Annotated in this window: 16 protein-coding genes; 9 read left to right on the forward strand and 7 right to left on the reverse strand. The window is 62.8% G+C overall.

The features are described from left to right. Positions 1–28: 28 nt before the first annotated feature. A complete protein-coding gene (locus ACZYHG_RS05440; protein WP_464612882.1) occupies positions 29–841 on the forward strand; it encodes a class I SAM-dependent methyltransferase in 813 nt (270 codons plus the stop codon). Between the two features lie 15 nt (positions 842–856). Here the strand turns inward: ACZYHG_RS05440 and ACZYHG_RS05445 are convergent, their stop codons facing one another. Further along, the gene (locus ACZYHG_RS05445; protein ID WP_464612883.1) at positions 857–2,131 is read right to left on the reverse strand and encodes a DNA recombination protein RmuC; all 1,275 of its coding nucleotides are present in this window, start codon (positions 2,129–2,131) and stop codon (positions 857–859) included. Positions 2,132–2,234: 103 nt separating this feature from the next. Here ACZYHG_RS05445 and def point away from each other — a divergent pair, with 103 nt between their 5' ends. The 6 genes from def to truA all read left to right on the forward strand — a co-directional run bounded on the left by def (position 2,235) and on the right by truA (position 5,952). Then, positions 2,235–2,765, forward strand: coding sequence for a peptide deformylase (def, locus tag ACZYHG_RS05450; RefSeq protein WP_464612884.1), 531 nt, complete (start codon positions 2,235–2,237; stop codon positions 2,763–2,765). A 104-nt stretch (positions 2,766–2,869) separates the two neighbouring features. Further along, a complete protein-coding gene (locus tag ACZYHG_RS05455; protein ID WP_464612885.1) occupies positions 2,870–3,157 on the forward strand; it encodes a plasmid stabilization protein in 288 nt (95 codons plus the stop codon). Further along, positions 3,154–3,579 carry a PIN domain-containing protein gene (locus tag ACZYHG_RS05460; RefSeq protein WP_464612886.1) on the forward strand — a complete coding sequence of 142 codons (426 nt, stop codon included), beginning with the start codon at positions 3,154–3,156 and terminating at the stop codon, positions 3,577–3,579. Before ACZYHG_RS05455 ends, ACZYHG_RS05460 begins: the two co-directional genes overlap by 4 nt. Before the next feature lie 45 nt (positions 3,580–3,624). After that, entirely contained in the window at positions 3,625–4,578 is a 954-nt protein-coding gene (gene fmt, locus ACZYHG_RS05465; RefSeq protein WP_464612887.1) for a methionyl-tRNA formyltransferase, read from the forward strand. Next, positions 4,575–5,081: a GNAT family N-acetyltransferase gene (locus ACZYHG_RS05470; protein WP_027032370.1), complete on the forward strand. Its 507-nt coding sequence runs from the start codon at positions 4,575–4,577 to the stop codon at positions 5,079–5,081. Before fmt ends, ACZYHG_RS05470 begins: the two co-directional genes overlap by 4 nt. 121 nt (positions 5,082–5,202) lie before the next feature. After that, positions 5,203–5,952 carry a tRNA pseudouridine(38-40) synthase TruA gene (gene truA, locus ACZYHG_RS05475; protein ID WP_464612888.1) on the forward strand — a complete coding sequence of 250 codons (750 nt, stop codon included), beginning with the start codon at positions 5,203–5,205 and terminating at the stop codon, positions 5,950–5,952. Between the two features lie 9 nt (positions 5,953–5,961). On the opposite strand, the gene ACZYHG_RS05480 is transcribed toward truA, so the two are convergent. Continuing rightward, positions 5,962–6,594: a transporter gene (locus ACZYHG_RS05480; protein WP_464614625.1), complete on the reverse strand. Its 633-nt coding sequence runs from the start codon at positions 6,592–6,594 to the stop codon at positions 5,962–5,964. A gap of 5 nt (positions 6,595–6,599) precedes the next feature. Then, positions 6,600–7,793 carry a succinyl-diaminopimelate desuccinylase gene (gene dapE / locus ACZYHG_RS05485; protein ID WP_464612889.1) on the reverse strand — a complete coding sequence of 398 codons (1,194 nt, stop codon included), beginning with the start codon at positions 7,791–7,793 and terminating at the stop codon, positions 6,600–6,602. A gap of 127 nt (positions 7,794–7,920) precedes the next feature. Between dapE and ACZYHG_RS05490 the strand changes: the two genes are divergently transcribed. Continuing rightward, complete coding sequence (locus ACZYHG_RS05490) at positions 7,921–8,958, forward strand: 2-dehydropantoate 2-reductase (protein ID WP_464612890.1); 1,038 nt, start codon at positions 7,921–7,923, stop codon at positions 8,956–8,958. On the opposite strand, the gene ACZYHG_RS05495 is transcribed toward ACZYHG_RS05490, so the two are convergent. The 4 genes from ACZYHG_RS05495 to dapD all read right to left on the reverse strand — a co-directional run bounded on the left by ACZYHG_RS05495 (position 8,861) and on the right by dapD (position 11,421). After that, positions 8,861–9,634 (reverse strand): hypothetical protein, encoded by a 774-nt coding sequence (locus tag ACZYHG_RS05495; RefSeq protein ID WP_464612891.1) that lies wholly within the window; start codon positions 9,632–9,634, stop codon positions 8,861–8,863. The two genes, ACZYHG_RS05490 and ACZYHG_RS05495, sit on opposite strands and share 98 nt — an antisense overlap. Before the next feature lie 127 nt (positions 9,635–9,761). After that, on the reverse strand, positions 9,762–10,139 hold the full coding sequence (locus ACZYHG_RS05500) for a DUF805 domain-containing protein (protein ID WP_464612892.1): 378 nt from the start codon (positions 10,137–10,139) through the stop codon (positions 9,762–9,764). Further along, positions 10,132–10,494: a DUF805 domain-containing protein gene (locus ACZYHG_RS05505; RefSeq protein ID WP_464612893.1), complete on the reverse strand. Its 363-nt coding sequence runs from the start codon at positions 10,492–10,494 to the stop codon at positions 10,132–10,134. The genes ACZYHG_RS05500 and ACZYHG_RS05505 overlap by 8 nt, the downstream gene beginning before the upstream one ends. Before the next feature lie 72 nt (positions 10,495–10,566). After that, the gene (gene dapD, locus ACZYHG_RS05510; RefSeq protein WP_464612894.1) at positions 10,567–11,421 is read right to left on the reverse strand and encodes a 2,3,4,5-tetrahydropyridine-2,6-dicarboxylate N-succinyltransferase; all 855 of its coding nucleotides are present in this window, start codon (positions 11,419–11,421) and stop codon (positions 10,567–10,569) included. A gap of 226 nt (positions 11,422–11,647) precedes the next feature. Here dapD and ACZYHG_RS05515 point away from each other — a divergent pair, with 226 nt between their 5' ends. Further along, positions 11,648–12,493, forward strand: coding sequence for an LOG family protein (locus ACZYHG_RS05515; RefSeq protein WP_013528481.1), 846 nt, complete (start codon positions 11,648–11,650; stop codon positions 12,491–12,493). Positions 12,494–12,532 lie beyond the last annotated feature (39 nt).

The raw sequence follows: 12,532 nt of genomic DNA on the forward strand, positions 1-12,532 counted from the left end.
TCGCTCGCCATCAAGGGCGGGGACAGCCATGTTGGAAACGGACAAGCTTTTTGCCGGCTCGATTCCGGAAAACTACGACCGCTATATGGTGCCGCTGATTTTCGAGCCGTTCGCCACGGACCTTGCACAGCGAGCAGCGTCCCTTGCGCCCAGCGCCGTCCTGGAAGTCGCCGCGGGCACCGGAGTCGTCACCCGCGCACTGGCGCCAAAACTGTCCCCAGGCGCCAGTTATGTCGTGACCGACCTCAACCAGCCAATGCTTGACTATGCCGCCTCGCAACAGGCGCCCGACAGTCGCATCCAATGGCGCCAGGCCGACGCCATGGCGCTGCCATTTGAGGATGCGGCCTTCGATCTCGTTTGCTGCCAGTTCGGCGCGATGTTCTTCCCCAGCCGCCCCTCGGCCTACCGCGAGGCAAAGCGGGTCCTGAAGCCCGGCGGACATTTTTTGTTCAACGTCTGGGATCGCATCGAGGAGAATGTCTTTGCCGACGATGTGACGAATGCCCTGGCCAGGATTTTTCCGAACGATCCGCCGCGTTTTCTGGCCCGCACGCCGCATGGCTACCACGACACGGCATTGATCCGTGGAGACCTTGAGGAGGCTGGTTTCTCCAGTGTGACGATCGAGACGAGGGCCGAACAAAGCCGCGCATCGTCCCCGCGCATCCCGGCCGTTGCCTATTGCCAGGGAACTGTTCTTCGCACCGAAATCGAGGCCAGGGATCCGGGGAAACTGGACGCTGCAACGGACTATGCCGCAGCCGCGATTGCGGCCAGGCATGGCAGCGGCGAGGTTGCCGCCAAGATTCAGGCACACGTCATCGTGGCTGTGGCCTAGGCGGAAAATATCCGTTCAGTCGTCGCCTTCGACGACCCTCAGCCTGAGCTGCCCTGTCTTCGAATCGGCGACGCGGGCGCCGCCTGTGTCGATCTTCGCCGCGGGCGCCCGTGATGCAGCGTCGGGGCTGGCTTCGCCCTCGGCCTGTACACCGAACTCCAGCGCCTCTATCTTCTGGCCGCGCTTGGTTACCTTCGATGTCGAGACAAGGATATCGTCGATGTCCTTGGCCGACTGGCCGAAATGGACCTGCAGCTTGCGCACGCGCTCGTCGACGCGCGCGACATCCTCCATCAGCCTTATCACCTCGCCCTGGATCAGATGCGCCTGTTCGCGCATGCGGGCATCCTTGAGGATCGCCTGGATGACCTGGATCGACAGCATCAGCAGCGACGGCGAGACGATGACCACGCGGGCGCGATGCGCCTTGTGGACGATCGCCTCGAAATTCTCGTGGATCTCGGCGAACACCGATTCCGACGGCACAAACATGAAGGCGGTGTCCTGCGTCTCGCCCTGGATCAGGTATTTTTCCGAAATGTCGCGGACATGGATCTCGATGTCGCGTCGGAATGCTTGCGACGCGACCTTCTGCAGGTCGGCGCCATCGGCGGCGCGGATGGCGTTCCAGGCTTCCAGTGGAAATTTGGCATCGATGGCCAGCGACGGCGCGCCGTTCGGCATCTTCACCAGGCAATCGGGCCGGCTGCCATTCGACAGGGTCGCCTGGAATTCGTATGCGCCCATCGGCAGGCCGTCGGCGACAATCGCCTCCATGCGCGACTGGCCGAAGGCACCGCGCGTCTGTTTGTTGGAGAGGATCGCCTGCAACTGCACGACCTGGCCGGCGAGCGACTGGATGTTGCCTTGCGCGACATCGATGATCGCCAGCCGCTCCTGCAGTTTGGCCAGGCTCTCATGCGTGGATTTGGTCTGCTCGGTCATGGTCTGGCCGAGCCGGCCGGTCATGGCGTCGAGCCGCTGGCCGATGGACTGCGTCAGCTCCGCCTGGCGCGCCCCGAACACTTCGGCGATGGCGCCCATGCGACCCTGCATCTCGGCCTGGCTTTGCAATATGCCGGCCATCCGCGCTTCGGCATCGCGGGCATGGTCGGCTGCCTCCGCGGCAGCAACCGCACGCGCCTTGGCCGACCGCCACAGCGCGATGACCAGCGCCACGAACAGGCCGAGAAACAACAATGCACCGAAGGCCAGGGCATGGCCGAGCGTGATCGTGGTGGCGCCAAGCCGTGCCACAGGCTCCGAAAGGATGGTGCTCAGGTCATTCATGTGGACAGCATAGCCGATTCGGCCTGATCGCACAGATCAAAACAAGAACACGGCTGAGATGCCCCGGTTGACGCTTTTCGCCGGAGGTCTTAGGTGGAACGCCATGCCGATCAAGCCGCTCATCATCCTTCCCGATCCCATCCTGCGCCAGCTTTCCAAGCCGGTGGAGCGCGTCGACGCGCCATTGCGCGCATTAGCCGACGACATGCTGGCGACCATGTATGACGCGCCGGGCATCGGGCTGGCGGCAATCCAGATCGGCGAGCCATTGCGCATGCTGGTGATCGACCTCGCCAAGGAAGACGAGACGCCGGCGCCGCATGTCTTCATCAACCCTGAGGTCCTCAGCAGCGCCGAAGCGCGCTCGGTCTATGAGGAAGGCTGCCTGTCGATCCCGGATTATTACGCCGAGGTCGAACGTCCAGCTTCCGTTCGGGTGAAATACCTCGACCGCGACGGCAAGCTGCAGGAGATGGAGGCCGAGGGCCTCATGGCGACCTGCCTGCAGCATGAGATCGACCATCTCAACGGCGTGCTGTTCATCGACCACATCTCGAAGCTGAAGCGCGACATGGTGGTCAAGAAATTCAAGAAGCTCGCCAAGGACAGGGCACCGGGCAAGCTGGTGGGATAGCAGCTCGCGATGTTCATTTCGCCTTGTCCCTTTGCCAATTATCGAATTTCGTTGAGCATGGGCACAGTTTTTGATATCATTGATATCAATCGTTGGAGGTGCCCATGGGCGACATGTTGATCAGAGATATTCCCGAACCCTTGAAGCGCGAAATCGAACAAGCGGCGCGTAAGGGCGGCCAAAGCCTGTCAGGCAAGGCGATCGATCTTTTGCGTAAAGGCATGGTCGCGGAAAAGGAGCCAAAGCCGGAGCCGGGTCTTTCAGCATGGGACGCGATTCGCTCGGCATTTGTGGCTGAGAATGCGATTGGCGATGAATTTTCGGAGATCATGGACGAAATCGAAGCTGGCAGGAAACGCGACTTCGGCCGCCCAGCCGAGGATTTCGAGTGATCGTCCTCGATACCAATGTTGTTTCCGAAGCCAGCAAACCCGCGCCCGACTCGAATGTCTCCGACTGGTTCCGCAAACAGGATCTCCTCGCACTCTATATGTGCGGGCCGGTCATCATGGAGCAGTCTTTCGGTGCCGAACGGTTTTTGAACAAGACAGGATCGGACCGCTATGTTCGTGCGCTCGATCAGCTGGTTTCGCAGCAGTTTGCGGGTCGTATCGTGGAATTTTCCGGTTTGATCCCTCGACTTGCCGGCAAGCTGCGTGCAGCACGGGAAAGGATTGGGCGCCCGATCAGTCTTTCCGATGGTATGATCGCCGCAATCTGCCTCGCTCACGATGCAACGCTTGCGACGCGTAATGTCCGCGACTTCGACGGGCTTGACCTGAAGCTCGTAAACCCGTTTGAAGCTGGGGAATAAGCCGGCTCACGGCGGGCAAGCAGAAGACAGGATATCGGAAGAAGAATGCCCCTTCGCGTCATCTTCATGGGCACGCCGGAGTTTTCGGCGCCGACGTTGCGCGCCATTGCCGAAGCGGGACATGAGATTGCCGCTGTCTACACACAGCCGCCACGCGCTGCCGGCCGGCGCGGGCTTGAGGTGACGCCGTCGCCGGTACAGGGCGGGGCGGAGCGGCTGGGCATCGAGGTGCGGACGCCGACATCGCTCAAGGGCGAGGCCGAGCAGGCCGCTTTTCGTGCCTTGCGGGCCGATGTCGCCGTGGTCGTCGCCTATGGTTTGCTGCTGCCGAAGGCAATTCTCGACGCACCCGGGCTTGGCTGCATCAACGGCCATGCATCGCTCTTGCCGCGCTGGCGCGGTGCCGCTCCCATCCAGCGCGCCATCATGGCGGGCGACCTGGAAACCGGCATGATGGTGATGCGCATGGAAGAGGGCTTGGACACCGGACCGGTGGGATTGCTTGAAAAATGCGCCATCGAACCCGATATGACAGCCGGCGATCTGCATGATCGGTTGATGAGCGTCGGTGCTGCCCTGATGGTGGAAGCGCTGGCGCGACTGGAAAGGAACACCCTGACATTTACCGCGCAAGCGGCGGAAGGGGTGACTTATGCCAGAAAAATCGATAAATCCGAGACGCGTGTGGACTGGACGCGGCCTGCGGCCGAGGTCCACAACCACCTTCGTGGCCTGTCGCCCTTTCCCGGCGCCTGGTCCGAGATTGACATTGGCGGCCGCATGGAACGGCTGAAACTGCTTCGCTCGACGCTGTCTGAAGGCCTGTCGCTTTCGGAAGATTTGGGCGAGTCGGGAGGAATTCTCGATGACCGGCTGACGGTCGCCTGCGGGGCAGGCGCGGTCAGACTGGTCGAAGTTCAACGTGCGGGCGGAAAGCCCGCCGCCGCGTCGGAATTCCTGCGCGGAGCCAAGATCGTAAAAGGAATGAAGTTCTCATGAGCATGATGTCGATACGCGCGGCAACGCCGCGGGATCGCGAGGCCATTCGCCTCGTCGAGGAACACGCTTTCGGCCAGCAGGCGGAGGCCGGGCTGGTCGATGCGCTGGTGACCGGCGGCGACGCGATTGCCGAGCTGGTGGCGGAAGAAGACGGCCAGGTCGTCGGCCATATCCTGTTTTCGCGGCTGTTCGTCCAGAATGGCGGCAAGAGCTTTGCGGCCGTGGCGCTGGCGCCGCTGGCGGTGGAACCCTCGTTCCATGGCAGCGGCATTGGCGGCGCGCTGATCCGTGAGGCGCATATTCGCCTCAGGGATGCCGGCGAGACGCTGGCCGTGGTGCTGGGCGACCCGGCCTATTATGGCCGTTTCGGCTACAGCCATGCACGGGCCGAAAAGTTCGAGAGCGAATACCAGGGCGAGGCGCTGCAGGCACTGACCTGGGGCGATGCCCCCGAGGCCGGAAAGCTGGTCTACGCATCTGCCTTCACCGCTCTCGCCGCGTAGAGCAGCCCCCCGTTTCGTGGAAACGGTGGCCTGCTCTACCTCTTTGGTTTAACGCAATTCCGAACGGAAAACCGCTTCATACTTTTCCTGGAATTGCTCGAGGCGAGAGCTATAGCCGCAAATGCCGCGTTTTCGCCTCGACATCGAATATGACGGCAGCCTTTTCGCCGGCTGGCAGCATCAGGCCGACCAGCCTTCGGTGCAGCAGGCGATCGAGCAGGCGATCGAAAAATTCAGCGGCGAGGCGGTGCGGATGCGCGCCGCCGGCCGCACCGATGCCGGCGTGCATGCCACCGCCCAGGTGGCGCACGTTGACCTCGCCAAGGCTTGGCCTGGTGACAAGGTGCGCGATGCCATCAACGCGCATCTGCAGGCGGCCGGCGCGCATGTTGCCATCCTGAAGGCCGGCGTTGTCCCAGACGATTTCGACGCCCGCTTCTCGGCCACCGGGCGCCATTATCTCTATCGCATTCTCAACCGGCGCGCGCCCGCGGCCCTGGAGAAGGGCAAGGTGTGGTGGGTGCCGAAGCGGCTCGACGCCGACGCCATGCACGAAGCGGCGAAAGTCCTGCTGGGCCGGCACGACTTCACCACCTTCCGCTCGACCCAATGCCAAGCCAACAGCCCGGTGCGGACACTGGAGCGGCTCGATGTGAGCCGGCACGGTGACTTGATCGAGGTCAAGGCTTCGGCGCGTTCGTTTCTGCACAATCAGGTCCGCTCGATGGTCGGCTCGCTGAAGCGGGTGGGCGATGGCGGCTGGACCACTGCCGATCTCAAGGCAGCACTCGAGGCGCAAGACCGCGCCGCTTGCGGCCAGGTGGCGCCGCCCGACGGGCTTTTCCTCATTGGTGTCGATTACCCGGAATAGAGCTCGGCTCTATCCGGAATAGAGCCCGGAAAGGCTCTGAGCCCCAACATCGTCCGGCACGGTAATGCCAAGCAGCGCCTGCAGCCCGAACAGCACCAGCAGCGAAGCGATGAACATGCCGACGAAAACGGCGGTGCCAACCGCCGCGCCCTTGCCGATCGTGGCGTTGGTCATGCGCCAGGTCAGCACCATCGACAGCGCAAACAGCAACAGCGACACAAGGCTCGAGACCTGGCTCGCGGATGACAGGAAGAGCCTGATCAGCGCCGAGGGCAGCATCAGCCAGGCAGTGATGGCCGAAGCCCAGTTGCTGGCCACGACATAGTGGACGAAGCGGCCACCGATGCCGGCGCGCCGCGCGACCAAAGCGAGCGCGACCAGCGGCAGCACCCAGGAGCCGATATCGACCGTCGCCAGGCGCATCAGCATGCTGAAGCGGCCGGCGAAGGCGTCGGGATCGCCGATCTCGTTGGCGATCCCGACCCAGCCGACGATCAGCGCCGGTGCCGCAACAATGATGGCGAAAAAGGAATTCCAGAACCCGTCGGCTGACAGGTCGAGCAGGCGCAATCCGTCGGTCTTGCCGAGCATCAGCCGCCAGGCGCCGGTCAGCGAAGCTTGGGTCTCGTCCGCCGTAAGCATGCTCATCAGCCCTGTCCGAACCAGTCTTCGATGAAGCGCTGATAGATCCGCGTCAGCGTTTCGAGATCGGCGATGGCGACGCGCTCGTCGACCATATGCATGGTCTTGCCAACCAGGCCGAACTCGACCACCGGGCAATAATCCTTGATGAAACGCGCATCCGACGTGCCGCCGGACGTCGACAATGTCGGCTCCTTGCCGACCGCCGCCTTGATCGAACCGGCAAGCGTGTCGACAAGCTTGTCGTCGCGGGTCAGGAAGACGTGGCTTGGCCGGTCGCGCCAGACGAGGTCGTAATCGACCGGCGTTTTCTTGCCCGGCCTATACTTCTTGCGCTTGGCTGCCTGGTCAAGCCGGTTGTGGATTTCGGCCTGGACGGTCTCGGCGGTCCAGGTGTCGTTGAAGCGGATGTTGAAGGTGGCTGTCGCCTTGGCCGGAATCACGTTGGTGGCCGGGTTGCCTACATCGATGGAGGTCACCTCCAGATTGGTCGGCTGGAAATCCTTCGTGCCCTTGTCAAAGACGGGATGCAGCAAGGCGTCGACCAGACTCATCAGCCCGCGCACCGGATTGTCGGCAAGCAAGGGATAGGCGGCATGGCCCTGACGGCCATTGACGGTGATTGAACCGGACATCGAGCCGCGACGGCCGATCTTGATCATGTCGCCGAGCGCGTCCGGATTGGTCGGTTCCCCAACGATCGAAGCATCCCATTTCTCGCCCCGGGACGCGGCCCATTCGAGCAGCTTGACGGTGCCGTTGATGGCAGGCCCTTCCTCGTCGCCGGTGATCAGCAGCGAGACCGAGCCCTTGGGGCCGCCATTGTTCTCGACATGGCGCGCCACGGCGGCGATGAAACAGGCAATGCCGCCCTTCATGTCGACGGCGCCACGGCCATACATCTCGCCATTGGCGATCTCGGCGGCGAAAGGCGGATGCGTCCACGCGGCTTCGTCGCCGACCGGCACCACGTCGGTATGGCCGGCAAACATCAGATGCGGGCCGTTGCCGGACCGCCTTGCATAGAGATTCTCGATGTCGGGCGTGCCATCTTCCGAGAACACCGGCCTGTCGACCAGAAAGCCGAGCGGTTTCAGCATCGTTTCCAGGGCGCCAAGCGCGCCGCCTTCGGCTGGTGTCACCGAGGCGCAACGAATGAGAGTGGCGAGATTTGCGGCGGGATCGGTCGGCAGCGTCATGGCAAAAGCGATAGTCGAAAGCTGAGGGCCTGTCACGGCCTGACATAAGGGCCAGTTCAATGGCCTGCGATGGCGCCGACATTATGGTTTTCATGTCGTATAGTTTCGGCCGATGCGGAGGGACGGGATGGCGGAAGCGGACAGGACGATCGTGATCGCCGGTGCCGGCAGCATCGGCTGCTATGCCAGCGGCTGCCTGATGCTCGCCGGGCGCCGGGTTAGCCTGCTGGTGCGGCCGCGAATCGAAGCGGCATTGCAGGGCGGATTGCGTATCACCGACCTCGAAGGTCGCGACCGCTCAATCCAATCGGATGCGCTCAGGATCACCAGCGATCCGGCCGCCGCCTTGCCTGACGCGGACGTGATCCTGGTGACGGTAAAGAGCGGCGCGACGCAGGAGATGGCCGCGCTTATCAAGGCGCATGCCCGCCCCGACGCCGTGGTGGTCAGCCTGCAGAACGGCGTCGACAATGCCTACCGGCTGCGCGCCGGACTTGGCCCGCGAACGGTGCTGGCCGGCATGGTGCCGTTCAATGTGGTGCAGTCGCCCGACGGCGAGCTGCCGCTGCGCGTCCACCGCGCCAGCGACGGCAAGGTGATGATCGAGGACGGCGACGCCGGCCTGGTCCGGCTTCTCGCCGTCGAAGGGTTCGCGGTCGAGGCCCATGCCGACATGAAGGCGGTGCTGTGGGGCAAGCTGCTGATGAATTTGAACAACGCGCTGGTGGCGCTTTCCGGCCTGCCGCTGGCAACCGAACTTGCCGATCGCCGCTGGCGGCTGATCCTGGCCGGCCAGATCGACGAGGCGCTGCGGGCCATGAAAGCCTCCGGCATCGAGCCGGCACGGATCGCCGGTTTGCGACCCGGACTGTTGCCCAAGGTGCTCCGGCTGCCGGACTGGCTGTTCAGGCTGTTGGCGCGGCGCATGCTGGCGATCGACCCTGAGGCACGCTCGTCGATGTGGGACGATTTGCAACGCGGCCGGCCGACGGAGATCGGCGAGCTGCAAGGGGCAGTGCTCGGCCTCGCCGAAAGAACGGGTACGCCGGCGCCGCTGCTGAAGCGCGTTACCGCTTTGGTGCGCGTCGCGGAAGCGGCGCGGCTTGGCTCGCCGGGCCTGGCGCCGGAACAGGTAGCGCCGCCGGGTGGCTCTCGATCAGCGTGATCTTCTGCCAGATTTTTCGCGATAGGTTCGAGCTCAGATTCTCGATATCGTTGACGCCGTCGATGACGACGTCGTCATTGACCGACTGCGCGAAGAGTGCGGCGATCTTGCCGGTGATCGACAGCATTTCGGAACAATAGTCGAGGTAGCGCGCCAAATCCGCCGCATTGGTGATGCGCGCCGGTGAGTTCGCCGTTGGCCTGAAGTTGGCGGAAAGCGTCGCGGGATCCTTGGTCAGCTGGTGCATATCGATGACATGGATCAGCGAGCGCAGGCCGTGCAGCTGGCGAAAGACCTGCTTGCGCTTGATGCGCTCCTCGGTGCGGATCAGCGCGAGCAGGCCGAGCACGGCGAGAATGACGGTGTTGATCGATGCCTCGATGCCTTGCACCGATTGCAGGGCATCGTCGTTTCCAGAGATGCGGTCGAGAGGCAGGATCGTGCCAACAAACACGAACACCAGCACACCGGCGACGAAGGCGGCGATGATTAGGCCGCGCAGCCACCAGATCGGCGCTTCGAGCGCCTGAGCGGCCTTGGCCAGATCGCGCGACAGCGACACCAGCTCGCTGGCTACGCCGCGCAGTCCGGCATTGGGAAAACGCTCGGAGACGCGGCTCTGCAGCCGTTCGGCGGTGTCGATGATCAGTTTCGGATCAAGCGTGCGGTAGCGCATGTCCGATCGGTCCTCAGAGCATGATGCCGAAAAGTGTGACGCGGTTTTCGGACGACATCATGCTCTATCTCTTCGGTTTAGAGGCGGATTCAGATTTCAGGTCGATTCGACCTGAAATCATCCGGCTCTAGGGTTGTGCCGGCTCGTTGGTACGCCGGCCATAGCGATTGGGCCCAGGCTGCCCTGGAAACAGGCACAATACAAGGAAGGCAACGATCGAGACCACGGGCACGAACAGGATCAGCGCGGCAATGCCCGGCTTGTCGAGGTCGTGCAGCCGCTTCCCGGCAAGCACAAGAAGTGGCCAGAGTGAGGCCATGATAACGACGGCAGAAATGAACCACCACACCGCGCTTTCAGGGCTGCCTTCTGGCACCAGCTTGAAGTGATAGATCGGAAATGCCTGGATGATGGTCACGAGCAGTACGCCCAGAACATAGGCCGCGCGGTTAACGCGGCCCGATGTCCTGAAGAAAAGCCAGGTGAAATCTGATTTGTCAGGCAAGCGGGTCCGGTCCGTATTGATTGGCACCGCTGGTGCCTTGGAGAATGCCGAGCTCGACCAGCAGCCAGATGCCGCCAATGATGGGTACCAGGCCGATCAGCGTCCACCAGCCCGACTTGTTGCGGTCGTGCCAGCGTTTGGCATAGAGCGCAATCGCGAAATAGATCGATGCCAGCGCCAAGACGATGCCGATGATGCCGATCTGGGCACCACTGCCGGTGGTGATACGCGTGCCAAGGATCGAGTCGAGAATGAAGCCAACAATGCCTATAACGATGAATACGCCGATGCCAGCCCAGAATTTGGCACGGTTGATGCGGCCATCGAAGCTCGTCAGAAGATATTTCCAGTCCATGTCACCCCTCCACTTTGAACCAACGCGACCCATTGTCGCGCCGGCGGAAGGTGCGCCTGCTTGGCGGAAAGATCAATCGCGCAGCAATTCGTTGATCGAGGTCTTCGACCGGGTCTTAGCGTCGACCCGCTTGACGATGACGGCGCAGTAGAGGCCGGGACCCGGCTCGTTGTTTGGAAAAGCCTTGCCCGGCATCGAGCCGGCGACGACGACTGAATTGGGCGGCACTTCTCCATAGAAGACCTCGCCGGTGGCGCGGTCGACGATCTTGGTCGACTGGCCGATGAAGACGCCCATGCCGAGTACCGAGCCTTCACGCACGATGCAGCCCTCGACCACTTCCGAACGCGCGCCGATGAAGCAATTGTCCTCGATGATGGTGGGGCCGGCCTGCATCGGCTCCAGCACGCCGCCAATGCCGACGCCGCCCGACAGATGCACATTCTTGCCGATCTGGGCGCAGGAGCCGACCGAAGCCCAGGTGTCGACCATGGTGCCGGTATCGACATAGGCGCCGACATTGACGAAGGACGGCATCAGCACCGCACCCGGCGCGACATAGGCGGAGCGGCGCACGATCGACGACGGCACGGCGCGAAAGCCCGCCTTCTCGAAATCGACGGCGCCCCAGCCGTCGAACTTGGACGGCACCTTGTCCCACCACACGGCCTCGCCCGGGCCGCCCTTGATGATCTCCATCGGGTTCAGCCGGAAGGAGAGCAGCACCGCCTTCTTCAGCCACTGGTTGACATGCCACTTGCCGTCGGCCTGACGCTCGGCGACGCGGACGGTGCCGTGGTCGAGCAGGTCGAGCGCCGACTGGATGGCGTCGCGTGTCTCGCCGCGGGTCGCGGTCGAAATCGTGTCGCGCTCCTCGAAGGCCTTCTCGATGGTCCTTTCGAGGCTCGCCAGATCGGGCTTCGACATGAATTCGCTCCATTACCAAGCTGTTAAGGGGCAACGCCTTAACCTGTTTCCAAAGTCGCGCGGACCCAAGGCATGCTTCGTCTGCCTAGGTCTTTGCTTGGAGCAGGTTCTTGTCGCAAAACCGCAGGACACTTTTGCGGAACTTGCTTAAGTGAAGCCTTGGTGAGGGTCAATCGCGGGTGCGTCATGGGACGGCGCAAGTGAAAGAATCGGACGGGTAAGACATATGACTCCTATGGAAAAGGCGGGGTGGACGCCGCTGCCGCATTCGGACGAGGATCTGGAGCGGTCGAAAAGCGTGCCGGACACGCCGCAGACGCGGGCCGAGACCTACCGGCTGGCGTGGAACGATCCTGATTTCATGACGCGGCGCGAATTGCGCGCAGTCAGGCTGCAGCTAGAACTGCTGAAGCCGGAGATGATCCTGGCCGAGCGCGGCATCCGTTCGACGGTGATCCTGTTTGGCGGCGCGCGTCTGCCGGAACCGGGCGGCGAAGCCTGGGCGGCGAAGAACGAGACGCAGAAGAAGAACCTCGAGGAAAACAGCAAATATTACGAGGAGGCGCGCAAATTCGCCCGCCTGTGCTCGCAGCAGTCGGCCACATCATACTACCGCGAATATGTCGTGGTGACCGGTGGCGGGCCCGGCGTTATGGAAGCCGGAAATCGCGGCGCCGACGATGTCGGAGCCCCGTCGATCGGCCTCAACATCGTTTTGCCGCACGAGCAAGCGCCGAACATCTACGTGACGCCGGAGCTGTGCTTCAACTTCCACTATTTCGCCATCCGCAAGATGCATTTCGTCATGCGCGCCAAGGCGGTGGCGGTGTTTCCCGGCGGCTTCGGCACGATGGACGAGTTCTTCGAGACGCTGACGCTGATCCAGACCGGACGCATGGAGCGCGTGCCGGTGATCCTGTTTGGCAAATCGTTCTGGAAACGGGCGATCGATCTCGACTTCCTCGCCGAGCAAGGCACGATCAGCCCCGGCGACCAGGACATCATCGATTTCGTCGACACCGCCGACGAAGCCTGGGGCATCATCAGCCGCTTCTACAAATTAGGGGAATAAGGGAATAGGGCAGTAAGGCAGTACGGGAAATAGATTTGA

It is taken from the genome of Mesorhizobium subarcticum, assembly GCF_055456085.1.

What these genes read in the sequence shown, in the direction of transcription:
- ACZYHG_RS05440 (WP_464612882.1), top strand. Translation starts at nt 29, where the DNA reads ATGTTGGAAACGGACAAGCTTTTTGCCGGCTCGATTCCGGAAAACTAC.
- ACZYHG_RS05445 (WP_464612883.1), bottom strand. Translation starts at nt 2,131, where the DNA reads ATGAATGACCTGAGCACCATCCTTTCGGAGCCTGTGGCACGGCTTGGC.
- def (WP_464612884.1), top strand. Translation starts at nt 2,235, where the DNA reads ATGCCGATCAAGCCGCTCATCATCCTTCCCGATCCCATCCTGCGCCAG.
- ACZYHG_RS05455 (WP_464612885.1), top strand. Translation starts at nt 2,870, where the DNA reads ATGGGCGACATGTTGATCAGAGATATTCCCGAACCCTTGAAGCGCGAA.
- fmt (WP_464612887.1), top strand. Translation starts at nt 3,625, where the DNA reads ATGCCCCTTCGCGTCATCTTCATGGGCACGCCGGAGTTTTCGGCGCCG.
- ACZYHG_RS05470 (WP_027032370.1), top strand. Translation starts at nt 4,575, where the DNA reads ATGAGCATGATGTCGATACGCGCGGCAACGCCGCGGGATCGCGAGGCC.
- truA (WP_464612888.1), top strand. Translation starts at nt 5,203, where the DNA reads ATGCCGCGTTTTCGCCTCGACATCGAATATGACGGCAGCCTTTTCGCC.
- ACZYHG_RS05480 (WP_464614625.1), bottom strand. Translation starts at nt 6,594, where the DNA reads ATGCTTACGGCGGACGAGACCCAAGCTTCGCTGACCGGCGCCTGGCGG.
- dapE (WP_464612889.1), bottom strand. Translation starts at nt 7,793, where the DNA reads ATGACGCTGCCGACCGATCCCGCCGCAAATCTCGCCACTCTCATTCGT.
- ACZYHG_RS05490 (WP_464612890.1), top strand. Translation starts at nt 7,921, where the DNA reads ATGGCGGAAGCGGACAGGACGATCGTGATCGCCGGTGCCGGCAGCATC.
- ACZYHG_RS05495 (WP_464612891.1), bottom strand. Translation starts at nt 9,634, where the DNA reads ATGCGCTACCGCACGCTTGATCCGAAACTGATCATCGACACCGCCGAA.
- ACZYHG_RS05505 (WP_464612893.1), bottom strand. Translation starts at nt 10,494, where the DNA reads ATGGACTGGAAATATCTTCTGACGAGCTTCGATGGCCGCATCAACCGT.
- dapD (WP_464612894.1), bottom strand. Translation starts at nt 11,421, where the DNA reads ATGTCGAAGCCCGATCTGGCGAGCCTCGAAAGGACCATCGAGAAGGCC.
- ACZYHG_RS05515 (WP_013528481.1), top strand. Translation starts at nt 11,648, where the DNA reads ATGACTCCTATGGAAAAGGCGGGGTGGACGCCGCTGCCGCATTCGGAC.